The organism is Pseudoflavonifractor sp. An85, assembly GCF_002161235.1.
GTDB lineage: Bacteria > Bacillota > Clostridia > Oscillospirales > Oscillospiraceae > Enterenecus.
In genome coordinates this window covers 58,943-82,018 of sequence record NZ_NFHE01000010.1, presented here as the reverse complement: position 1 = coordinate 82,018, position 23,076 = coordinate 58,943, and the positions used below count along the sequence as shown (strand labels likewise).

General features: G+C 58.9%; 19 protein-coding genes and 1 tRNA gene. 8 read left to right on the top strand and 12 right to left on the bottom strand.

Translation table 11 applies throughout. The features are described from left to right. Positions 1-11: 11 nt before the first annotated feature. The 3 genes from B5G37_RS06730 to B5G37_RS06720 are packed head-to-tail and all read right to left on the bottom strand — an operon-like array spanning position 12 to position 2,410. On the bottom strand, positions 12-449 hold the full coding sequence (locus tag B5G37_RS06730) for a hypothetical protein (RefSeq protein ID WP_087255764.1): 438 nt from the start codon (positions 447-449) through the stop codon (positions 12-14). An 18-nt stretch (positions 450-467) separates the two neighbouring features. Further along, positions 468-1,811, bottom strand: coding sequence for a 23S rRNA (uracil(1939)-C(5))-methyltransferase RlmD (gene rlmD, locus B5G37_RS06725; protein ID WP_087255762.1), 1,344 nt, complete (start codon positions 1,809-1,811; stop codon positions 468-470). A 5-nt stretch (positions 1,812-1,816) separates the two neighbouring features. After that, positions 1,817-2,410 carry an epoxyqueuosine reductase QueH gene (locus tag B5G37_RS06720; protein ID WP_087255759.1) on the bottom strand — a complete coding sequence of 198 codons (594 nt, stop codon included), beginning with the start codon at positions 2,408-2,410 and terminating at the stop codon, positions 1,817-1,819. Between the two features lie 350 nt (positions 2,411-2,760). Here B5G37_RS06720 and B5G37_RS06715 point away from each other — a divergent pair, with 350 nt between their 5' ends. Continuing rightward, the gene (locus tag B5G37_RS06715) at positions 2,761-3,921 is read left to right on the top strand and encodes a hypothetical protein (protein WP_087255757.1); all 1,161 of its coding nucleotides are present in this window, start codon (positions 2,761-2,763) and stop codon (positions 3,919-3,921) included. A gap of 323 nt (positions 3,922-4,244) precedes the next feature. Further along, positions 4,245-4,490, top strand: coding sequence for a helix-turn-helix transcriptional regulator (locus tag B5G37_RS06710; RefSeq protein ID WP_087255755.1), 246 nt, complete (start codon positions 4,245-4,247; stop codon positions 4,488-4,490). Between the two features lie 86 nt (positions 4,491-4,576). Here B5G37_RS06710 and typA read toward each other — a convergent pair whose 3' ends face one another. Beyond that, entirely contained in the window at positions 4,577-6,403 is a 1,827-nt protein-coding gene (gene typA / locus B5G37_RS06705; RefSeq protein WP_087255753.1) for a translational GTPase TypA, read from the bottom strand. 239 nt (positions 6,404-6,642) lie between these two features. Here typA and B5G37_RS06700 point away from each other — a divergent pair. Beyond that, a tRNA-Arg gene (locus B5G37_RS06700) sits at positions 6,643-6,717 on the top strand. 245 nt (positions 6,718-6,962) lie between these two features. Further along, positions 6,963-7,691 (top strand): ferric reductase-like transmembrane domain-containing protein, encoded by a 729-nt coding sequence (locus B5G37_RS06695; RefSeq protein WP_143482888.1) that lies wholly within the window; start codon positions 6,963-6,965, stop codon positions 7,689-7,691. Between the two features lie 21 nt (positions 7,692-7,712). Here the strand turns inward: B5G37_RS06695 and B5G37_RS06690 are convergent, their stop codons facing one another. The 3 genes from B5G37_RS06690 to B5G37_RS06680 all read right to left on the bottom strand — a co-directional run bounded on the left by B5G37_RS06690 (position 7,713) and on the right by B5G37_RS06680 (position 10,782). Next, positions 7,713-8,573 carry a protein phosphatase 2C domain-containing protein gene (locus B5G37_RS06690; protein ID WP_087255750.1) on the bottom strand — a complete coding sequence of 287 codons (861 nt, stop codon included), beginning with the start codon at positions 8,571-8,573 and terminating at the stop codon, positions 7,713-7,715. A gap of 12 nt (positions 8,574-8,585) precedes the next feature. Then, on the bottom strand, positions 8,586-9,368 hold the full coding sequence (locus B5G37_RS06685; protein WP_087255749.1) for an inositol monophosphatase family protein: 783 nt from the start codon (positions 9,366-9,368) through the stop codon (positions 8,586-8,588). A gap of 100 nt (positions 9,369-9,468) precedes the next feature. Next, positions 9,469-10,782 (bottom strand): MATE family efflux transporter, encoded by a 1,314-nt coding sequence (locus B5G37_RS06680; protein ID WP_087255747.1) that lies wholly within the window; start codon positions 10,780-10,782, stop codon positions 9,469-9,471. A gap of 237 nt (positions 10,783-11,019) precedes the next feature. On the opposite strand from B5G37_RS06680, the gene B5G37_RS06675 reads away from it, so the two are divergent. After that, positions 11,020-11,940 carry a haloacid dehalogenase-like hydrolase gene (locus tag B5G37_RS06675; RefSeq protein WP_204217887.1) on the top strand — a complete coding sequence of 307 codons (921 nt, stop codon included), beginning with the start codon at positions 11,020-11,022 and terminating at the stop codon, positions 11,938-11,940. A 55-nt stretch (positions 11,941-11,995) separates the two neighbouring features. On the opposite strand, the gene B5G37_RS06670 is transcribed toward B5G37_RS06675, so the two are convergent. Beyond that, positions 11,996-13,381, bottom strand: coding sequence for a citrate/2-methylcitrate synthase (locus B5G37_RS06670; RefSeq protein WP_242962800.1), 1,386 nt, complete (start codon positions 13,379-13,381; stop codon positions 11,996-11,998). A gap of 115 nt (positions 13,382-13,496) precedes the next feature. Here B5G37_RS06670 and spoIID point away from each other — a divergent pair, with 115 nt between their 5' ends. Next, the gene (gene spoIID, locus B5G37_RS06665) at positions 13,497-14,534 is read left to right on the top strand and encodes a stage II sporulation protein D (protein ID WP_242962798.1); all 1,038 of its coding nucleotides are present in this window, start codon (positions 13,497-13,499) and stop codon (positions 14,532-14,534) included. Positions 14,535-14,588: 54 nt separating this feature from the next. Here spoIID and B5G37_RS06660 read toward each other — a convergent pair whose 3' ends face one another. Both B5G37_RS06660 and B5G37_RS06655 read right to left on the bottom strand, forming a co-directional pair. Next, entirely contained in the window at positions 14,589-16,022 is a 1,434-nt protein-coding gene (locus B5G37_RS06660; protein ID WP_087255741.1) for a sucrose-specific PTS transporter subunit IIBC, read from the bottom strand. Continuing rightward, positions 16,019-17,659 carry an alpha-glucosidase gene (locus B5G37_RS06655; RefSeq protein WP_143482891.1) on the bottom strand — a complete coding sequence of 547 codons (1,641 nt, stop codon included), beginning with the start codon at positions 17,657-17,659 and terminating at the stop codon, positions 16,019-16,021. Before B5G37_RS06655 ends, B5G37_RS06660 begins: the two co-directional genes overlap by 4 nt. 123 nt (positions 17,660-17,782) lie before the next feature. Here B5G37_RS06655 and B5G37_RS06650 point away from each other — a divergent pair, with 123 nt between their 5' ends. Next, complete coding sequence (locus B5G37_RS06650) at positions 17,783-18,652, top strand: AraC family transcriptional regulator (RefSeq protein WP_087255736.1); 870 nt, start codon at positions 17,783-17,785, stop codon at positions 18,650-18,652. Positions 18,653-18,661: 9 nt separating this feature from the next. On the opposite strand, the gene B5G37_RS06645 is transcribed toward B5G37_RS06650, so the two are convergent. Next, a complete protein-coding gene (locus tag B5G37_RS06645) occupies positions 18,662-20,851 on the bottom strand; it encodes an alpha-galactosidase (RefSeq protein WP_087255734.1) in 2,190 nt (729 codons plus the stop codon). 147 nt (positions 20,852-20,998) lie between these two features. Here B5G37_RS06645 and B5G37_RS06640 point away from each other — a divergent pair, with 147 nt between their 5' ends. Next, complete coding sequence (locus B5G37_RS06640; protein ID WP_158099362.1) at positions 20,999-21,952, top strand: AraC family transcriptional regulator; 954 nt, start codon at positions 20,999-21,001, stop codon at positions 21,950-21,952. On the opposite strand, the gene B5G37_RS06635 is transcribed toward B5G37_RS06640, so the two are convergent. Beyond that, a complete protein-coding gene (locus B5G37_RS06635) occupies positions 21,891-23,003 on the bottom strand; it encodes an SLC13 family permease (RefSeq protein ID WP_242962797.1) in 1,113 nt (370 codons plus the stop codon). The genes B5G37_RS06640 and B5G37_RS06635 overlap by 62 nt on opposite strands. Positions 23,004-23,076 lie beyond the last annotated feature (73 nt).

The window sequence follows — 23,076 nt, the reverse complement described above, 5'->3', positions numbered from 1 at the left end:
GGTGTGGGAAATTAAAGGATGAAATAAAGGACAAGCGCGGCAGAAAACATGACAATAAATGCGCCGATGGTCCGAGCCAGCGTCTTGCTGTACCCCTTTGGCTGAATTTCGCCCATGGCATCCAGCTTAGCCAGGATGGGGTGGAGGGTGACGAAGTAGATGGCGATGGAGGAAATGGTGGCGACAACGGCGCATAGAGTGATGGTTTCTCCCCCAACCAGCAAGACCACCGCCAGAAGGGCCAGGAAAATCAGCTTGCAGTTTGCCACCCAGTTCACCAGATACTGCACAAACAGCCGATCCGATTCCTTGTGCTGGGCGGCATGCCACTGTTTGAAGGTATTCATGCTGTTGCCGTATTGGAAGTCGGGCTTGAAGTACAAAATGACAATGTTGGATAGCTCCATGACAAGGAAAATCAAAATGGCGATTTTCAAAATGATAAGCATGGTTTTTTCCCTCCCATCTCAGATTTTGGAGAGAGAAACGACAGTTTCTATATGGGCTGTTCTCGGGAACAAATCCACTGCCTCCGCCCGCTGGGCCGCATAGCCCAGGGCGGCAAACTGCTTCAAATCCCGGCCCAGGGTGGCGGGGTCGCAGGAGACATACACCACCCGAGGCGGCGCCATACGGGCGATGGTATCCACCACGTCGGGGGCCAGCCCCTTCCGAGGCGGATCCACCACGATGACATCGGGGGTGACGCCCTCTTGCTCCAACTGAAGGGCCAGCTGGGAGGCGTCGCCGCACAAAAACCGGGTTTTGTCCGCCAAACCGTTGCGGCGGGCGTTTTCCTTGGCGTCCTCGATGGCCTGGGGCACCACTTCCACGCCGATGACCTTTGCGGCGTGTTCCGCCATGGTCAGGGAAATGGTACCGATACCGCAGTATAGGTCCACCACCGTCTCCGCGCCGGTGAGACCAGCAAACTCCACCGCCCGGGAGTAGAGCACCTGGGTCTGGGGCTGGTTGATCTGGAAGAAGGAGGGGACGGAGAGGCGGAAGGTGTGGCCGCACAGGGTCTCCTCCAGCCAGTCCTGGCCCCACAGGGTATGGTACTCTGTACCCAAAATTACGTTGGTTTTTCGGGTGTTTACCGACAAAACTAAACCTAATAGGGAGGGAACAGCAGTTTGCAACGCCTCCACTAGCTCTTGGGCGTGGGGCAGCTGTTTGCCGTTGACAATGAGGCAGCACAGCGCTTGGCCCGCCTGGTTGGTGCGCAGATACAGGTGGCGAACCAGACCTTTTCCCGTCTTTTCCTGGTAGGCGGGAATGTGGTACTGTTTCATCCAGTCCGCCACCACCTGGCGGCACACGCTGTCCACCCGGGGCTGGAGGTGACAGTGGGGGATGTCAATGACCTGGTGGGTGCGGGCGCGGTAATAGCCGATGCCGTCCCCGCTGACCGGGAATTGTACTTTATTGCGGTAACCCTGGGTGTCCTGGGCCCCGTGAATGGCGGACACGGGCACATCCAAACCGCCCAGGCGGTGGAGGGCATCTTCCACCCGCTGACGTTTGGCGTTGAGTTCCTCCTCGTAGGTCATGTGCCGGAACTGACAACCTCCGCACTGGTGGTAGTGAGGACAGTCCGGCTCCACCCGGGCGGGAGAGGGGGTGTGGAGGGTGACAATGTGAGCCCAGGCGGCGTTGTGGCCCACGTGCTCAATGCAAATATCGGCATCTTCTCCCCGAATCGCTCCATGGACAAAGACCACCATGCCGTCCACACGGGCCACGCCGGTGCCGTCGCTGGCGTAGCGCTCCACATGGGCGTGGTATACCTTTCCTTCTTCCAATGCCATGGCGGTTATCTCCCTTCTGCGGCGGCCTGGGCCGCCTGCTGTTTGTGCAGCTTGTGCAGTTGCTTTTTCCGGCGGTTGGAGAACCGGTCCTCCTCGCTGTAAATGCAGCCGCAGTATTTTTGCATGTACAGGCCCAGCGCCCGGGCCTGCTCCTGTCCGTCCTTGAAGCGGGGGCGGAAGTCGTAGGGGGCGAATTCTACCCCGTATTTCTTTCCCACCTTTTCCCCGATCTCACACATCAGCTCCCGGTTTTGGTAGGGGGAGACCAAGAGGGTGGAAGTAAAGTGGGTAAAGCCCTTTTCCACAGCGGTTTTGGCGGTCTCTTCAAAGCGGCGGGCGTAGCACCAAGAGCACCGGGCGTCTGAGTTGGATGCTACGGCGGCGGTGAATTCCCGCAGGCCGTAGTCGTCCACCTCGATGAGGGGCAGGTCAATGTCCTGGGCGTACTGGCGCAGGGTGTCCCGACGGGCCTTGTATTCCAGGAAAGGGTGGATGTTGGGATTGTACCAGAAGCCGGTGGGGGCGATGCCCTCCTCCCGCAGTTGCTGGATGCAGGCCACCGAACAGGGGGCACAGCAGATGTGAAGTAAAAGATTCATAGAAACTCCTTTGAGCCCATAATCACAGGGCAAATGGGACTGTTTTGCGGTTCTTATACCATGACGGCAACGCCGGAATGGTATAACGCCATGTTTTTCGGTTATCCCGCAAGGGACGAGAAAAACGGCTATAAAATCCGGTATAATAGCCGTTTTGCGGATATTATACCATGTACCTTCTCACCCCGCAAGAAAGAGGACAGCGGAGGAGAGAAGGGGTTCCCAGAAACAAACATTTACTTTTGCATGCAAAAGTGTTAGGATGAGGTTACCCGAATTTTGTGGAAGAGACACGAATGCGGACAATTCGGCCCGCCACCCCAGGCGGCCCCAACCGAGGAGGAGATGTTATGCGGTATTGTGAGTATTGCGGCGCGCCCTTAGAGGATGGGCAGACCTGTACATGCCCCCAGTCCCAGCCGTCCACAACCCAGCCGGAGGCGGAACCTGTTCCGGCTCCACCCACCCCAGCGGAGCCCCAGGGGTACAGCTACGGGCTTGCCCAGGATACGCAGCAGAATGAGGCGGAAAACCCGCCGGAAGAGAACAGCAATCCCCAGCCCCAAGAGGAAAATGCGCCTTCCGGATACCGATATCAACAGTCGGGCGCAGATGGACAGTCCTCCGGATATCAGTACCAGCAGCCGGGGGCCAACGGGTATGGGTATCAGCACCAACCTGGAGGATATGGAACCCAGAATCAGGGCCAGCCTGGGGGACAGACCTCTCAACAGTTTGCCCAGATGGGCAAGCAGGTGCGGGACACCACCGTCCACGCTGCCAAGAGCCTGAAACCCTTCTTTGCCCAGTATTGGGACTCACCCGTGCAGGCGGTGCGCACAGCGGTGGCGGAGAAAAACCTCACCGTAGCAGTGACCATGTCCGTCATCCGGGTGGTGGTGGTCATCGCCCTGTTGTGGAACATGGCGGGCCAGGTGGCCGGAATGCTCCGCAGCTCTCTGGGTGGTTTCAGCAGTTTGGGCAACCTGTTGGGCACAGAACTGGTGCTCACGGTGCGGGGCAATCCCCTGGGCAGCATTTTGTTTGGCCTCATCATTGGGGTGGTGGGCATGGCTTTGTTCACCCTGATGCTCTTTGCCCTCAGCCGTATCTTCAAAAGCGACAGCAGCCTTCTGGACGTGTACATCGCCAACAGCGTCAACGGCGGCGTGACCACAGTGGTGCTGCTGGTGGCCTATGTGTGCGCCTTCTTCTCGCTGAACCTGGCCCTGGGTCTGGTGGTGCTGGCCTGCCTGACGGCGGTGGTGCTGGGCACCCTGTCCGCCCAAGCGGTGTGCGGCGAGCAGAGCAGCGGCCGGTTCTGGCTGTGCTACCTGTTGGGAATGCTGTTGGTGCTGGCGCTGAACTGGTGGGTGGTGCAGCCCTGCGTGATGCAGACGCTATCGGGTATCACCTTGTCCTTGAATGGGGAGACCATCACGCTGGGGCAGTTCCTGGAACGGCTGCTGTCCAACGGAGTGACTAATTTCTTCTCCAATCTTCTCTACTAACCAACAAAAAGGATGTGTCGCAAAACGAAAGTTTTACGACACATCTTTTTTTGCGCACAACAATATAAAAGGGCTAAAAATAAGGAGTATTTCTTTCTCTGTCAAAGCAACTCTGGTTCTTCCGTTAAAACTTGTGGTAATTCCTCATTATAGGGGAAGTAATCCCAACCAAGAATGACGGTTTCATTCATTTCTCGGCTGCTGCCACGCGTTTTCTATTCTCCCCTATTTATTTTTGCTTTGTCCTGTCATAAGACAACTTGCTTTGAAAAATAGTATAGCTTAACGGTATGTCCTGTGTCAAGACAAGGGGTGGTGGGCAATTGGCAAGAATTATTGACGGCAAAGCCATGAATATGGTAGGGGACAAGGTGAAAGAATTGCGGCTTGCCAGAGGCATGAGTCAACAGGCCGTTTCCAATCAACTTGAGACAATGGCCATTTATGTCTGCCGTGGGTCGATCTCACGCATTGAGGACAAGACCCGGACGGTGACAGACATAGAGTTGTATGGTTTATCACAAGTTTTTGGTGTGAAGATGGAAGAGCTCTTTTGTATACCAGAGTAAGATCATTTTTATGAGCTGCAAAAAAGTCAGTGGTAACCGCCATTTCGGCGGTTACCACTGACTTTTTTAAATGGTTTTGAAGTGCTTTAGGACTTCTTACCCTTCTGGGCCTTCATGCGCTGCTCGTGGTTGAGAATGCGCTTGCGCAGGCGCAGATTCTCGGGGGTGACCTCCAGAATCTCGTCGTCGGCCAGAAACTCCAGGCACTGCTCCAGGGAGAGAATACGGGGAGGCACCAGACGCAGAGCCTCGTCAGAGCCGGAAGCACGCATGTTGGTCAGCTGCTTTTTGCGGCAGACGTTGACGGTGATGTCCTCCATCTTGGGGCACACGCCCACCACCATGCCCTCATACACGGGCACACCAGCGCCGATGAACAGTGCGCCGCGATCCTGGGCGGCAAACAGGCCGTAGGCCACGGACTCGCCGGTCTCGTGGGCTACCAGAGAGCCGGTGTTGCGACGCTGGATATCGCCCTTGTAGGGCACGTACTTCTCAAAGACGGAGGCCATGATGCCTTCGCCCTTGGTGTCGGTCAAAAACTCGTTGCGGTAGCCAAACAGACCACGGGAGGGGACCAGGAACTCCAGCTTCATGCGGTTGCCCACAGGGGTCATGGAGAGAAATTCGGCCTTGCGGGCGCCCAGCTTCTCCATGACAGCGCCCACGTTGTCGGAGGGCACGTCGGTGACCACGCGCTCCACAGGCTCGCACTTGACCCCGTCGATCTCCTGGTAGAGCACGCGGGGGGGAGAGACCTGGAATTCATAGCCCTCTCGGCGCATGGTCTCAATGAGGATGGACAGGGACATCTCGCCGCGGCCAGCCACGTTGAAGGAGTCGGTGGAGTCCTCCACCTCGGTGACCCGCAGGGACACGTCCTTCAGGGTTTCCCGGAACAGACGGTCCCGCAGCTGACGGCTGGTGACGAACTTACCCTCGCGACCGGCGAAGGGGGAGTCGTTGACGGAGAAGGTCATCTCCAGGGTGGGGGCGGAGATTTTCACAAACTCCATGGGCTCCACCACGTCCTTGGCGCAGATGGTGTCACCGATGGTGATGTCGCCAATGCCGCTCATGGCGATGATCTCGCCAGCGGTGGCCTCGGTGACGGGGGTGCGGGCCAGACCATCGAAGGTGTACAGGCTCACGGCCTTGGCCTTCTTCACCTCATCGGGGTTGTGGTAGTTGCACACCACAATCTCCTGGTTCTGCTTGATGGTGCCACGCTCAATGCGGCCAATGGCGATGCGGCCCACAAACTCGTTGTAGTCGATGGAGGAGACCAGCATCTGGAAAGGATCCTCGGGCTCGCACTGGGGGGCGGGGATATACTCCAGAATGGTCTCGAACAGGGGTACCAAATCGGTGCCGGGTACGTCGGGAGAGTAGGAAGCGGTGCCCTGACGGCCGGAGCAGAACAGGGTGGGGGAGTCCAGCTGCTCGTCGGTGGCGTCCAGATCCATCAGCAGCTCCAGCACCTCGTCCACCACCTGGTGGATGCGCTGGTCGGGACGGTCAATCTTGTTGACCACCACGATGACCCGGTGGCCCAGCTCCAGAGCACGGGAGAGCACGAAACGGGTCTGAGGCATGGGGCCTTCGGCGGCGTCCACCAGCAGGATAACGCCGTTGACCATCTTCAAGATGCGCTCCACCTCGCCGCCAAAGTCGGCGTGGCCCGGGGTATCCACGATGTTGATTTTGGTATCCTTATAAAATACTGCGGTGTTCTTGGCCAGAATGGTGATGCCGCGCTCACGTTCCAGGTCATTGGAGTCCATGACACGGTCCACGGTGGCCTGATTCTCCCGGTAAATGCCGCCCTGCTTGAGCATTTCGTCCACCAGAGTGGTCTTGCCGTGGTCAACGTGGGCGATGATGGCTACGTTTCTCAATTTCTCGTTCTGCATCTCTCGTTCTCCTTATTTGTGAGGTTGTAGGCAACCAAAAAATACCATATGGATGTGGACAGTATCCCCACATTCCATTCAAACACAGTCACTTATTATATCCCCAAAAGGGTGGGATTGCAACGGCAGAAGGGGAGAAAACCGGCCCAATTCCAGAAACGTTCTTGTGATGCATTGACAGTTTGGGCGGAAATGAGTACAATATATCAGGCGGTTGGAACCGCCCCACAAGTGCATAGGCCTCCGTAGTTAAATGGATATAACAAGCCCCTCCTAAGGGTTAGTTGTGAGTTCGATTCTCGCCGGGGGTGCCAAAACCCGCCAAACTTCAAGGAAGTTTGGCGGGTTTACTTTTTACTGATTCACTCTTCCCTATTCACAGAGGAAAAGCCAGCATAAAAATGCCATTCCAAAATATCGGCGAAAGCTGTGTAAAAATTCCACAATTCATACAAAACGACAAAAAATAGTTGACTTGCCATGTGAAATATAATATACTCTCGGACAGTTAGCGAAGGCTAACACAAGGAACGGATGAACACTTCAAAGGAGGATTGGCATGTATCCCTACATCCTGATTTCATTGGTATTGACCCTTATCTTTGCCCTGGGCTGCCACGGGGCCATCCGCAAGCGTCCTGGCGTATTTTACGCCCTGGCGGTGGCAGTGGTGGTGGCAGAAGTGGTGTATTATGTGTGCGGCGTGTACGAGGTGGCGCCGGAATGGCTCACCGACTACGTGGTAAACCTCTTCAAGCGAGGCGCGCTGTCCACCGCCATGTTTGTGGTGGTGATGTACACCGGGGCTTTGGATGCCAAGCGTCCCATGGTGCGCCGCCTGATGGGCATTCGCGGGCCGCTATCCATCATTGCCTGTCTGCTCACCCTGGGCCACAACATCATTTATGGCCGAAAGCACTTTGTGACCCTGTTCACCAACCCCGGCCAGATGAAGCCCCAGACGTTGGCGGCGGCGCTGATTTCCGTGGTAATGATTGCCATTATGATTCCCCTGATGGTGACCTCTTTCCAGGCGGTGCGGGGGAAGATGAAGGCCAAGGACTGGAAGCGGCTGCAACGGCTGGCTTACGCCTTTTTTGCACTGATCTACGTCCATGTGATGGTGCTGTTTGTCCCCAAGCTCCCCAAAAAGTGGGTGGATGTCCTGGTATATACCGTAATATTTGGGGTGTATTTGATTCTGCGTGTGACCAAGGCAGCCAAGGCCAAGGGCCAAAAGCCCGCATGCTGTGCCAGTATGGAAAGGTATGAAAAAAAGACTGTCTGAAAAGACAGTCTTTTTTCGATGTTACAGTTCCACCAACACGCCGCTGGCGTCGTCGCTGGGTTTCAGGCGGGGGAAGCGGCAAAAATCCGGGTCGGCATGCTCCACCTCCCGCAGGCGGGTCTCCAGAGCGGAAAGTCCGGAGGCTTTGGCGGCCTCCAAATACGTCTGGGGGCCGTCTTCCAGCCCGTACACCTGGTATCCGGCGGCCAATCCGTCGGACATCAACAGCACATGGCCCACCTCTTGGGCGGACAGGGAGATCAGCGTGCCGTACTGGGCCAGACCGGTGCGGGGAGAGAGCACCCCGTAGCCGTCCGGTAGGTCCAGACGGTTTTTGTTGTGCCGATGTTTCCGTAGCATCTGACGCACTTCCGGCAGTTGGGTGGCCTGGGCAATGCTCTTTCCCGTGGAGGCGGCCAGCTGTTGGCACAGCTGCAAGGCCCGCTGGTCCAGGCGGGAGACGGCGGGGTCTTGGTAGTCTCCACCTGTCCAGATGGCGGTGCAGTCCCCCAGCATAAATAGCTCTGCCCCTGTGGGGGTGGCGCGGAGGATGGACAGAGAGGCGGAGGGCTCATACTCCGGCCCACGCAGATGGGCGGGAATGGGCATGGCCTGATACTGTTCTTCCACCATGGCCAGCGCATGGTCCACCACTTGGGGCAGGGGAATTTGGGGCTGCTCCACCTGGGTGAAGGCATGGGCAAAGGCGCGCACCAACCACTGGGCGTCGCTGCGGATGCCGGGGTCCACGTATGGGAGCAATACGCTGGGGGTCAGGCCCGAGGAGCCGTCCAGCAAAATGGCCCAGCGGCCCGGTTGGGTGAGGAAAAAATCCTCGTTGACGGAAAGACCGGTGGAAGATAGAGTGTCCAAAATACGCACGGTTCGGTCCTCTTACTCCGCGGGAGCCAGCAGGGGGATGTCCCGCCCGATGCGGCCGTTGTGAGCGAAAATGTCCCAGGGCTGGGTGGGAACGGGGGTGCCGTACTGGTAATCCCACACCTGACCGCCGGCTTCCTCCACCAGCAGCATACCGGCGGCAAAGTCCCAGGGCTTCAGCCCCCGCTCCAGGTAGGCATCCAGCCGTCCGCAGGCCACATAGGCCAAGTCCAAAGCGGCGCTGCCCATGCGGCGGATGTCGGAACACTGGTCAAAAATCCGGCGGAACAGGGCGAAATTCTCCTCCGCCCACTCCTTATGATAGGGGCTGGTGCCAATGGCCACCAGGCTGTCGGCCAGCTCTTCTTGATCGCTGACATGGATGGGGGTGCCGTTGAGATAGGCCCCCTGGCCCCGGATGGCGTGGAACAGCTCCCCGGTGTAGGGGTGATAGACGATGCCCAAGGTCACCATGCCCCCCTCCACCAGAGCCAGAGAAATGGCGGACAGGTGCAGGTCGTGGATGAGGTTGCAGGTGCCGTCCACGGGGTCCAGCACCCACATGGGGGCGTTGGGGTCCAGGTCCTCGTTGGACTTTTCCTCACTCATAAACTGGATTTGAGGCCAGTGTTTGGGTAGTTCTTGGGCAAAAAAGTTCTGCACTGCCATATCCACTTGGGTCACATAGTCCGAGCGCCCTTTTTTGCGGATGTGGGACGAGCCTTCCTTGTCGTACAGCAGCTCTCCCCCTTGGCGGCAGAGCTGAGAGAGCTGGTTGATATCAATGTGAAAATCCATGGTCCATGCCTCCCTATTTGGATGGTTTTAAGTATAGTGGAAGAGAAAACCAGATGTCAAGAGAGAGCAAGGCCCTCACCATGTGGTGAGGGCCTTGGGGTTATGCGGTGGTGGGTTGGGGCAGTTGCTTTCCGGGGCGCTTGGTGAGAATCAGGCCCAGCAGCAGGGTGAACAGCTCCGCGGCGGGGAAGGCCAGCCACACTCCCGTGATTCCCCACAGGTGGGAGAGGAGGAAGGCAAAGGCCACAATGGCCGCCACACCCCGGCACAGGGCCAGAATGGAGGACTCTTTGCCTTGGGCGGTGGCGCTGAAAAAGCCGGATTTGATGATGTTGGCCCCGGCAAAGAGAAAGCCAGGGAAATACAGGCGCATGCCCACTTGGGCATAGGAGGCCAACTCGGGGGATTGCTGGCGGTTGAAGGCCGCTACCAGGGCGGGAGTGAAGAACAGGGCCACCGCCACCAGAGCCACGGCGATGCTCAGCCCCATGTGCATGGCGTGGCGGTAAATGCGCCGCTGGGCGTCCAGGTCTTGAATGCCGTGGCTGGCGCTGGCCAGGGGCTGCAAGCCCTGAGAGACGCCGTTGAACAGGCAGGTGCCCACCAGGGCGATGTTGGCCACCACCCCGTAGGCGGCCACCGCTACGTTGCCCCCCAGGCGCAGCAGCAACAGGTTGAACACCAATGTGGTGACGCCGCTGGACAGCTCCCCCACAAAGGCCACCACCCCCAGCTGACAGGAGCGGATCAGGCGGCCCAGGTTGGGCAGGGTTTTGGTCAGGTGAATGGTATTGTTGGGGGAGGCGTAGTGGAGCATGCAAATGCACACGCTCACCACCGGGGAGAAGCCGGTGGCCAGGGCTGCCCCGGTCATACCTAGCCCTAAGGGGAACATGAGCAGGTAGTCAAAGAAGATGTTGAATACTCCACTGAGCAAGGTGGCGGCCATGGCGATGCGGGGAGCACCATCGTTGCGGGCAAAGGCGGTGAAGGTATAGTTGAGCATGAACAAGGGGGCAAAACACAGCACAATGCGGATGTAATCCTGTCCCACCTGTAAAATAGTCTCGTCTGCCCCCATGATTGCCAGCACTGGGCCGGGCGCTACAAGGCCCAGAATGACAAAGGGCAGGCTGATGAGCAGGGTCCACCACAGGGAGTTGGAGAAATACGTCTCATAGTGGGGCACTCCAGCGGCTTTGTCCAGGGCGTAGCGTGTGGCAGAGCCGATGCCCACCATGGAGCCCAGGGCGTAAATGAGGCCGTAGAGGGGAAGCACCAGGTTGAGGGCAGTGATACCGTCTGAACCTTGGGCCAGGGCAATGAAGAAGGTGTCGGCCAGGACATAGCAGGAGGTGCCCACCATGGCCAGGATGTTGGGGACGATGTATCGTCTGAGTTTGCGTTCGATCATATGCAGGCTCCTTTTCCAGAAAAACAAGGAAAAATGCACCCTTGTTTACGGCTTCTAAGACCTAACGCCGCAAATAAGAATGCACACAACATTCAACTACCCGGTGGCAGCAGAGAATATGAGATTGGTAGAGAGTATACCCTAAGATGGGATAAAATGCAAGGATAACTTTTTCCGTTTGCCTGTGTGGCAAGGTATGATATAATGAGGCATCCCAACTACAAGGAGAGATGCGTCATGAAACGTCTGCTGGATTGCACCGCTTCGGACTTTCGCACCATGAGTAAGGAGGACTTGCTGGCCTCCATTGCCGGCTCGGAGGGCCGGGTGCTGGCCTGCGAGTCCATTGGCTACATTCAGCCCATGCTGGGCAACGTGACCAACGCCGAGTTTACCGCCGCCATGGGGGCGGATATCCTGCTGTTAAACATGTTTGACGTCCAAAAACCCGTGATTCAGGGCTTGCCCCAGTGTGAGCCCATGGAGGTGGTGGAAAAGCTCAAGGCCCTCACCGGCCGCCCCATCGGCATCAACCTGGAGCCGGTGGACCAGCCCTTGGAGCAGGAGGAGGGAGACCTGTGGGCCATGACTGATGGCCGGAAGGCCACTCTGGACAACGCCCGCCGGGCGGTGCAGATGGGGGTAAACTTCATCCTTCTCACGGGAAACCCCGGGGTGGGCGTGACCAACGAGGCCATCATCCGCACCCTGAGAACCTATAAAGCGGCCCTGGGGGACCGGGTCATTTTGGCCGCCGGTAAGATGCATGCCTCCGGCATCCTCACCGAGGGGGCCGAGCACATCATCACCACCGCCGACATCGACGCCTTTGCCCAGGCGGGGGCGGATATCATTCTCCTTCCCGCCCCTGGCACCGTCCCCGGCATTACCATGGAATACGTCCGGGGTCTGGTCACCCATGCCCACTCTCTGGGCTGCCTGACCATCACCGCCATTGGTACCTCTCAGGAGGGGGCGGACGTGGCCACCATCCGCCAGATTGCCCTGATGTGCAAGATGACCGGCACCGACATCCACCACCTGGGGGATGCGGGCTATGCGGGCATGTCCCTGCCTGAGAACATCCAGGCCTATTCCGTGGCCATCCGTGGCATCCGCCACACCTATCACCGCATGGCCTGTTCGGTGAATCGCTGAGCAGCACCAAAAAGGACCGAAGCTTTCGCTTCGGTCCTTTTTAGTGTGTAAAAGATTATTCCCGCTCTGCCAGGGGCACAAACTCCCGCATGGGGCACACGGCCTTGTAGGCGGGGCGGATGATGCGCCCGGAGGGGTTGAACACCTCTTCCACCCGGTGGGCACACCAGCCCACGATACGGGCGATGGCAAACAACGGGGTGTACAGCTCGGGGGGAATGCCCATCATCTTGTACACCAGGCCGGAGTACAAGTCCACGTTGGCGCACATGGCCTTGGTCTGGCCGGTGACCCGGTGGAACACCTCGGGGGCCAGCTTTTCCACCCGCTCGAACAGCTCCAGCTCTTCCACAAAGCCCCGCTCTTCCGCCACCTGGCGGGCAAACCGCTTGAGCATCACCGCGCGGGGGTCAGACAGGGTATAGATGGCGTGACCCATGCCGTAAATGAGGCCGGAACGGTCCCCGGTCTCCTTTTTAAGGATCTTCTCCAAGTAGGCGGCCACCTCGTCGTCGCTGGACCAGTCCTTCACGTCCCGTTCGATGTAGCCGAACATCTCCATGACCTTCTTGTTGGCGCCGCCGTGGCGGGGGCCCTTCAGGGAGCCCACAGCGGCGGCGATGGCGGAGTAAATGTCGGTGCCGGAGGAGGAGAGTACACGGCAGGCAAAGGCGGAGTTGTTACCGCCGCCGTGGTCCATGTGCAGCACCAGGCACAAATCCAGCAGTCGGGCTTCCGCCTCGCTGAACTTCTTGTCGGGCCGGATGGAGCACAGGAAGTTCTCCGCCACGCTCAGCCCGTCCTGGGGTCGGTGGAGCACCAGGGACTCGTTGTCGAAGTAGTGGCGCTTGCAGGCGTAGGCGTGGGCCACGATGACGGGGAAGCGGGCGATGAGCTGAATGGCCTGGAACAGCTCCACATCCAACTCGTTGTTGTCCGGGTCTGGATCATAGCAGTACAGAGACAAGGTGGAGCGGGCCAGCTTGTTCATCAGATCCCGGCTGGGCCCCTTCAAAATCATATCTTCTGTGAACCCCGGGGGCAGATTGCGGTAGTGGTTGAGCATGTTGCAGAAGGTGGTCAGCTCCTCCTTGGAGGGCAGGGAGCCAAAGAGAAGCAGATAGGCGGTCTCCTCATAGCCAAATCGGCCCTCTTTCAAAAAGCCCTCGATCATGTCGCACACGTCATAGCCCCGGTAGATGAGCTGACCCTGGGCGGGAATCTTCTCTCCGTCTTGCAGATAATAGCCCCGCACGTTGGCAATGTTGGTGATGCCAGCCATGACACCGGTGCCGTCGGCGTTGCGCAGCCCTCGCTTCACCCCATACTTTTCATACAGAGAGGCGGGAATCTGGTGCTGTTGGGCATACTCGCCGCATATATGTTGAAGGAAGGACAGGGAGTGTCCATCCATGAGGTCAAAGGAATTGATGGAATACATGGCACACCTCCAAAATAGCCGTGGGAGTGGAATGGTCCGTGGGACCATCTGGGATTTCTTTTTAGTATAGCGTATTAAAGTGTGACAGTCAAGACGAAACGAGGAGGAGAGACAAGTGGCACGATGGCCCATCCATGGAGAAGTGACGCGAATGGTGTTGGCGGGGGTATTGATGGGGATTTCTACCCTGTGTTTGTTCCCGCTGTTGGCCCTGGGACAAGCTGGGGGAGAGGGGGAGCCCATGGCCACCCTGCCCGCCTCGCCCTTGGCCTCAGAGGCCCAGCAGAGCCAGCCGGTGCAGACCTGGGATAGCTCCCAGACCTTGCGGGTGCTGCTGGGAGAGGGGCAGGTGGAGGAGATGACCATGGGGGAATACCTGTGGCGAGTGGTGGCCGCCGAGATGCCCGCCTCCTTTGAGCCCCAGGCCCTGCGGGCCCAGGCGGTGTGCGCCCGCACCTACTCGTTGTGGAAGATGGGGGCCAACTCCCACCAGGACCAGGGCGCGGACATTTGCGCCGACTCCGGGTGCTGTCAGGCGTACATAGACCCTCAAAAGGCCTCGGAAAACTGGGGGGACAACGCCCAGGGCAATACCGAGAAGATTACCCAGGCCATTTCCGACACCGACGGGCAGGTGATGACCTACGACGGAAAGCCCATCCAGGCGGTGTTCTTCTCCTCCTCCACATCTTCCACCGAGGACGCCCAGGCGGTGTGGGGCAACAGCCTGCCCTATCTGGTGTCCGTGTCCAGCCCCGAGGGAGAGGAGGTACCCAACTACTACTCCACCGTCACCCTCTCCCGGGAGGAGGTGGAGAAGAAGGTGAAGGAGGCCTACCCCGATGCAGATTTGTCGGGAGACCCGGCGGGGTGGCTGTCGGGGATGACCCTCACCGCCTCCGGCCGGGTGGGGAGCATGAAGGTGGGAGGCGTGGAGCTGTCCGGAGGGGCGGTGCGGACCCTGTTTGGTCTGCGCTCCACCTGCTTTCAGGTGACGTACCAGGAGGAAAAATTCACCTTTTCTGTCACTGGGTACGGCCACGGGGTGGGCATGAGCCAGTATGGGGCCAACACCATGGCCGCAGAGGGGAGCAGCTGGCAGGACATCCTAACCCACTACTACACCGGAGTGACCATTGAGACCAAAAGTTGAAAATAGCCTGTTGCAGGAACTGCAACAGGCTATTTTCACAGGAGAGGGAGTGAATCATTCCTCTGCAGCTTTGTTGAAGCGAGAGGACTTGGACATAATCAGGGTAATGACGAAGGCGGACACCAGGGAGATGAGCACGCCGATGATGCAGTTGACCATGCACTGGGGCAGCACGCAGATAAAGCCGATGATGCCGGCAGCACCCGGAGAGATGTTGACCACATTGGTCAGGGTGACGTAGGCGCAGCCCAGGGCAGAGCCCAGCATGGCGCTGTAGAAGGGGTAGCGCAGCTTCAGGTTGACGGCGAACATGGCGGGCTCGGTGATGCCCAGCAGAGCGGAGACACCAGCGGTACCGGCCATGCTCTTGAGCTTCTTATCCCGGGAGCGCAGCATCACGCACAGAGCTGCGCCGCCCTGGGCCACGTTGTTGCAGCAGGCAATGCCCATCAGGAAGGAGCCACCGGCGGCAATGAGCTGGATCTCAATGGGCAGCAGGCTGTGGTGCATACCGGTGAGGGTGAGGGGGGCGTACAGCAGACCGAAGATCATGCCTCCCACCACGCCCAGGGTGTCGTGGAGCCACAGCAGGCCGGTGGTGAGCAGGTCGCCAGCGGTGCGCATGATGCCGCCCACCACGGTGAAGGTGAGAAAGCCGGTGATCAGGATGGTCAACATGGGGGTGAGCAGGTTGTCCAGGGCCTCGGGAATGACCTTGTGCAGCCGCTTCTCAATCCAAGCCAGAATGAAGGAGGCGGCCAGCACCGGAAGGACGGTACCCTGATAGCCCACCTTCTCGATGGCCAGACCGAAGATGTTCCAGTAGGGGATGGTGCCCTCGGTGACGGCAGTACCATAGCTGTAGGCGTTGAGCAGGTCGCCGGAGACCATAATCATACCCATGACGGCACCCAGATAGGGGTTGCCGCCAAACATTTTGGTGGCGGAGAAGCCAATCAAAATGGGCAGGAAGGCGTAGGCTGCACTGGCAAAGGTGTTAATCATAGAGGCCACGTCGGCCAGGTTGGGGAAGGCCTGGACCAGAGACTGGTCGGGGAAGAACAGGCCGGTGGCGGTGAGCACGTTGTTCAGGCCCATGAGAAGACCGCTGGCCACCAGGGCGGGGATCAGGGGGACAAACACGTCAGACAGGGCCTTGATGAGCCGCTGCACCGGGTTCATTTTCTGGTCAGCGTCCTTCTTGACCTCGCTTTTGGTGGCCTCGGACAGCTGTGCCACCTGGATGAAGCGCTTGTACACCTCGTCCACAGTGCCACTGCCGATGATGATCTGGAACTGTCCGCCGCTGGCAAACTGGCCTTTCACCAGATCCAGCTTGAGAATCTCGTCCACGTTGGCGCGGCTCTCGTCTTTCAGCACCAGGCGCAGACGGGTGGCGCAGTGGGCTGCGCTGACGACGTTCTCTTTGCCGCCTACCAGTTCCAGCAGCTGTTGTGCTGTGGACAGGTAGCTCTCTTCCTTGGTCATAGGGATTCCTCTCTTTCTTTCATTTGATATATCGCCGCCTCGTAGGGGCGGAGGGATACATGGTTCAAATCGCGAATTTCGGGCTGGGAGTAGTTGGACAGGATGGTCTTACCCTGTCCGGGGTAGGAGAAGCAAGCGGTGGTCTCGTGGAAGTTGCACAGAATGAGCCAAGTCTCTCCCTGCCAACGGCGCAGGTAGGCGTACACGTCCGGGTCTTGGGGGCAGAGCAGCTCATAGCTGCCCTGGGTGAGGATGGGGGACTGTTTGCGCAGAGCCACCAGCTGTTGATAGTAATAGAAGATGGAATCGGGGTCATCCAGCGCCTGTTGGGCGTTGATGCGGGTGTAATTGGGGTTCACTGGGAACCAGGGGGTGCCGGTGGTAAACCCGGCCTGGGGCTCCTGGGACCACTGCATGGGGGTGCGGGCATTGTCCCGGGCCTTGGCCCGTAGAGAGGTGAGAATATCCTCCTCCGAGAAACCTGCGGCCCGACGCTCCCGGCAGATGTTGCGGCTTTCAATGTCGGTGAAATCGTCGGGAGAGGCAAAGGGCATGTTGGTCATGCCCAGCTCTTCCCCCTGATAAATGTAGGGGGTGCCCTTCATACCGTGGAGCACGGTGGCCAGCATTTTGGCCGATTCCACCCGGTATGCCCCGTCGTTGCCCCAGCGGGAGACGATCCGGGGCAGGTCGTGATTGCTCCAAAACAGGCTGTTCCACCCGTGGCCGTCCAATTCCTTCTGCCACTTGGTGAACACCGCCTTCAAATCGGGCAGCTCCAGGGGCTTGAGGTCCCAGCGGTGTTTGCCGGGCTGCTTGTCCAGCTGAATCTGCTCAAACTGGAAGATCATGCTCAGTTCGTGGCGGTCCGGGTCGGAGTAGAGCCGCCCGATTTCCGGGGTCGCGCCCCAGCACTCGCCCACCGTCAGCAGGTCGTGGCTGCCGAAGGTCTCCCGGTTCATCTCCTGGAGATACTCGTGGAGCTTGGGGCCATTTTCCCGGATGCCCCGGTCGGGGTCCTTGCCGATGAGGTCGATGACATCCATGCGGAACCCGCCGATGCCCAGGTCAATCCAGAAATTCATCATCTTCCAAATTTCCTGGCGCACCACCGGATTACTCCAGTTCAAATCGGGTTGTTTTTTGCCGAATAAGTGCAGGTAATACTCCTGGGTCTCCGGGTCATACTCCCAGGCGCTGCCCCCGAAGTTGGAGGGCAGGTCGTTGGGCGGGCCGCCGTTTTTCCCCGGCCGCCAGATGTAAAAGTCCCGGTAGGGGTTGGTCTTGCTGCTGCGGGACTGCTGAAACCAGGCGTGCTCGTCGGAGGTGTGGTTGACCACCAGGTCCATGATGACCCGCATGCCCCGCTGTTTGCACTCGGCCAACAGCTGCTTCATGTCCTCCATGGTGCCGTATTCGGGCTGAATGTTGTAGTAGTCGGAGATGTCATAGCCGTTGTCTGCGTTGGGAGAGCAGTACACGGGACACAGCCAGAGTACGTCCACACCCAGCTGTTCCAAATACCACAATTTTGACCGAATGCCGTTCAGGTCACCCACACCGTCCCCATTGCTGTCACAGAAGCTACGGGGGTAAATCTGATAGACTACGCTGTTTTTCCACCAGTTCTGTTCCAAATTCATCCCGCTCTCTTGTTGAATTTTTGTGAATATAGTATAATATAAGGAACCTGGCAATACTTTCACAATATTGCCCTTAAATAACACAATATTACGATTATGAGAGGGAGACACACGGCCATGAATTTCCGGGAAAACCGCACCCACGGCACCACCTTTTATCCGCTGCACGTCTATTCCCACCATGATAAGGACGGGTTTTACAGCGTAGCCTCTCATTGGCACGAGGAATTGGAGTGGGTCTATGCCCAAACCGGTGTGCTGGACCTGCGCATACAGGGAAAAAGCTACACGTTGCAGGAAGGGGAGTTTTGCTTCATCAACGCCGAGGAACTCCATGAAATTCGCTCGGAGGGAGCATCTTTGCACCATGCCATTGTCTTTCAGGGGGATTTCCTGGACTTTGAACGGTATGACACCTGTGAACATCAGTTCATTCGGCCCATCACCAACCGCACGCTGTCCTTTCCCACCCTGTCCAGGGATTTGCCGCCAGAGACTCGGGAGAACATTGGGGCCTGCCTGCGGGAGATCATTGCATGCTACCATGACAAGCCCCGGTGCTATGCCCTGCACATCAAAATTCAGATTTTACAGGTGCTGGAGCTGCTGTATCAGGCCGAAGCCCTGACCAATGTGGCCCAGTCCAGCCGCCAGGAGGAGACTTGGAGCAAACTCAAGCGGGTCATCAGCTACATGCAGGACAATTACGCTCAGCCTTTGACGTTGCAGGAGTTGGCCCAGCAGGCCTACCTCAGCCCCCCGTATTTCTGCCATTTTTTCCACAAGGCCACCGGAATGTCCCCCATCGCCTATTTAAACAGCTATCGCATCCAGCGGGCGGCTCAGATGCTGGCCCAGCAGGACACCTCCATTGCCCAAATCGCCATGGAGGTGGGGTTTGACAACCAGAGCTACTTCATTCGGAAATTCCGGGAACATAAGCGGGTGTCGCCCCGGGAATACCGCCGCCAAGTGCGGCAGGTGTGAGGGGGCGGGTTACCCCTCCACCTTTTCAAATATGGAGATGACGCTGACAAAGTCCTGACGCACGGGGCTGTCGCTGAGCCCCGCATACATCAGTTCATCCCCGCCAAAGCACACCCCGTCAGCCTGTCTGCGGTAGGTGGCTTCGGGGTCCAGGCCTTGCAGGTGCACCACGGTGGTGCGCCGCAGGGGGTCGGCCAGCACCCGGTACTGGCAGCACACCACGGTGTTGCCGTCCTGGGAGACCAGGTTCCACCCGCCGTCGTTGTGCCGTTGCGGGTCCAGAAGCCGGTAGAAGGTGCCATGCTGCACTGTTTCCCGCAGGCCCTTGTAGGTGCGAATCTGGGTTTTGACCTCCTCTTGCTCCTCTGGGGTCAGGGTGCGGATGTCCATTTCATAGCCCAGGTTGCCCCCCAATGCCGCGGCAAAGCGGGTTTGCAGGGAGGTCACCCGCCCGGTCTGATGGTTGGGTACGGCGGACACGTGGCAGCCCATGGTGACAGGGGGGAAGAGCAGGCTGGTGCCCCACTGGATCTGGAGGCGGCACACCGCATCGGTGTTGTCGCTGGTCCAGGTCTGGGGCATGTAGTGGAGCATACCGGCGTCAAAGCGTCCGCCGCCGCTGGAACAGCCCTCAAAGAGCACCTGGGGGAAGCGCTGGTTCAGCTGCTCCAACACCCGGTACAGACCCAGCATGTACCGGTGGGACAGCTCCCGCTGCTGCCCTGCGGGCAGCCAGGCCGAGCCCAGGTCGGTGATGTGCCGGTTCATATCCCACTTGACGTAGCTGGCCCCAGTCTCTTCCAGCACCGCCGACACCGCTTCCACCAGATACTCACACACGGCGGGGTTGGACAGGTCCAGCACCAGTTGGGAGCGGCTGAGCACCGGGTCGTAGTAGGGGCTGCGGATGACCCAATCCGGGTGGTTGCGGTACAAATCGCTGTCGTAGCTCACCATTTCCGGCTCAAACCAGATACCAAACTCCACGCCTGCCTCCCGCACACCTTGGGCCAGACGGCCCAGACCGTGGGGGAATTTCACCGGGTCTGCCACCCAGTCTCCCAGGGCGCGGCGGTCGTCCACCCGGTTTTTGAACCAGCCGTCGTCCAGCACAAATAGCTCCATGCCCAGTTGGGCCGCCTGTTTGGCCAGAGAGAGGCACTTTTCCTCATCAATGGAGAAGGTAAAGGCCTCCCAGCTGTTGAGCAGGATAGGGCGCACCCGGTCCCGCCAGGGGCCCCGGCACAGCCGTTGGGCGTACAACTGGTGGAAGGTGTGGGACATGCCATTGAGCCCCTGCTGGGAGTAGACCAGCACGCACTCGGGGGAGACAAACCGCTGCCCCGGCTCCAGGTTCCAGCCGAAGGTCAGGGGATTCATCCCCATCTGCACCCGCACGCCGCCGTATTGGCCCATCTGCACCACGCCCTGGAAGTCGCCGCTGTACACAAAGTTGACGCCCCAAACCCGGCCATGGGTTTCGTCAGTCTGGGGGTCGGTGAGCACTACGCAGGGGGTCTGCTGGGGGCTGCTGGCGCCCCGGCAGCTGTCCAACACCACGGAGTCGGCGGTGAGGGGGCGGCGGCTGACCACTTTCTCCATCAGGTGGGAGCCGGACAGGGTGAGTAAGTCATAGTTCTCCCCGGGCAGGTCCAGGCTCATGGCCATCAGCCGCTCCAGCCACAGGGCGTCACTCCCGCCGTTTACCACCTCCACATGGCGGCAAATGGCGTCCAAGTCCCGGAATATGGTGTAGAACAGCTGGATTTGTGCCCCGGTGTGGGCGTCCGCTAGACGTACCACCAGGGTCTGGGCCTCCTGAGGCTGCTCCACATAGGTGGCGGGCAGGCCAGGAAGGGACGGTTTGCCCTGCAAAATCTCATACCCCTGGTACAAAAAGCGGGTTACTCGCTGGCCGTCGGCGGTCTGAAAGGCATAGGCCGGGGAGCGGAAGTCCCCCTGATTCATGCCGGGGTACTCTTGAGGCAGGGTGTCCAGGGAGAACCGTTTGTCCTGGGGGTCCGGGTTGGAGCAAAAGCCCCGGTCAAAATAGGCGGGGCGGGCGCTGCCTTGGCAGCGGCGGAGATGGCGGCCAAAATACCGGCACTCCAGATACCCCTCCTTGACCACACCAAAACAGTAGGTGATGCGGCCATTGTCCAGGTAAAATGCATTTTCTTGTGCATCGAATCGAATCATAGTTGGTTCACCTTCTTCTAAAATCCTATTATATTCTTATTTTTTCTTTGGTAAATGGTAAGAGCGTGGTTGTGATGGTAAAATATTGACATAACGCCCGCCTGTGTGCCATAATGGAGACACGACATCACACAGGAGGGGATGACCATGCATCCACTACCGCACAAATCCGTAGGCTTCCGCTTTCCCTCAGACCTGTCTCTGCTCACCCTGCGTGGGGTGGGGCTGCAACGGGTGGACAGCCACAGCTATTGCTGGGACAACCGGGAACGGCGGGACGAACACTGCCTCATCCAGTTCTGCGTGGAGGGGGAGGGGGCCGTGGTGGTGGACGAGATGGAGTATTCCGTCCGCCCCGGGGAGGCCTTTTTGGTGGATATCCCCGGGAACAGCCGATATTTTTTACCCCAGCATGCCACCTGCTGGGAGTTTTTTTATTTTGAGTTCAGCAAGGAGTGCCTGCCCCTGCTGCGCAGCCTGTATGGCCACACCGGCCCGGTGGTGTGGGTGGGGCTGGATACGCCCCTGGCTGGGCAGATGGAGCAGCTGTACCGCTACGGGGTGGAACAGGGGATGGTCACCCAGTATGAGAACTCCCGTCTGGCCTATGAGCTCTGGATGAATCTCATGGAGTGTGCCCTGGCTGGGGCCAAGGAGGAGCGGTCCAAGGTGGACGAGGCCCGGGCCTACATCGACCAGCACTACGCCCAGGAGAGCCTGAGTTTGGACCAGATCGCCCAGCATGTGGGGCTGTCCAAGTACTATCTGTGCAAGGAGTTCCACCGGACCTTTGGCACCACGCCGGGGAAATATATCCGGGAGGTGCGCATCGCCAAGGCCTGTGCCCTGCTTTTGACCAATCAGGACTGCACCATGGAGGAAATCGCCCACCGGGTGGGATATGCCAACAACAACTACTTTGGCAAGGTGTTTCGGGCAGAAAAAGGACTGCCCCCTGACCAATACAAGAGGCAGTCCTCGCATTATGATATGGTTCGCACCGTGTACGACCGCCCCAAACTTGGGGCGGAAGGGGCCGTCAGCCCAGAATCAGCCACAGTACCAGCAGCACGGCCAAAAAGGCCACATTCAGGCCGGTAAACTGGGCCAGATAGGCCCCTTTCTTCTGTGGGAAGGCCCGGGCGATGTATTTATAGGAGATGAGGCTGGCCATGGAGGCAATGAGGGTGCCCAGGCCGCCCAGATTCACCCCCAGCAGCAGACCGGTTCCGTTGTCGGTAAAGCCGGAGAGGAGAAGGGCGGCGGGGACGTTGGAAATCACCTGGCTGGCCACCACCCCGCACAGCACCTCTTGGCCCTGAATGAGGGACTGAAACAGGGACGTGACAGCGGGAACACGCCCCAAATTGCCCACAAAGAGGAAAAAGCCCACAAAGGTGGCCAGCAGGGCATAGTCCACCTTCAGCAGTACGCCTCGGTCGCAAATGAACATCACCACCAGCACCAGAGGGCACAGCACGTACAGGGGCACCACCTGGGCCACGCCGCCTAGACACAGGAGAAACAGCACCCCGTAGACGGCCACACGGGCCCCGGACAGGGGGGGGATCTCCCCGGAGACGAAGGGCACCTCTAGAGACTGGGAGGGGCGCACCATCAAAAACACCACCAGCAACACCAGACAGGCCAGCACATAGGGGAGAACTGTGGCCAAAAATGCAACCAGACCCATATTATACCGGGAATAAAGGTAGAGGTTTTGGGGGTTACCGATGGGGGTGGCCATGCTGCCCAGGTTGGCGGCGATGGTCTGCATCACTACCACAGGGATGACCCGCTGGGTCTGTCCCGCCAGAGAGAGCACCTCCAGGGCGAAGGGGACAAAGGTAATGAGGGCCACGTCGTTGGTCACCGCCATGCTCACAAAGAAGGGCAGGAGGATGAGCACTCCTTCCAGCTGCCGGGTGGTCTGGGTGCGGCCCAGCATGGCCCGACCCAGGCGGAAGAACAGGCCTTGCCGCTGCAAGCCTGCCATCACCGCCATGAGGGCAAAGAGCATGCCCAAGGTATGTCCGTCCACATAGCTCATATACTGGGCATCAGGGGGGATGAACACGGCGGTGACCAGGGCCAGCACCCAGGCCACACACAACACCGTCTCCCCGCGAAGCCATTGTAAGATTCGTTTCAAACTGATACACCGTCCTTTTGCGTCAGCTATGGTAGCACAGACAGAACAAAAATGCAATGTTTTCCAGGGGTGA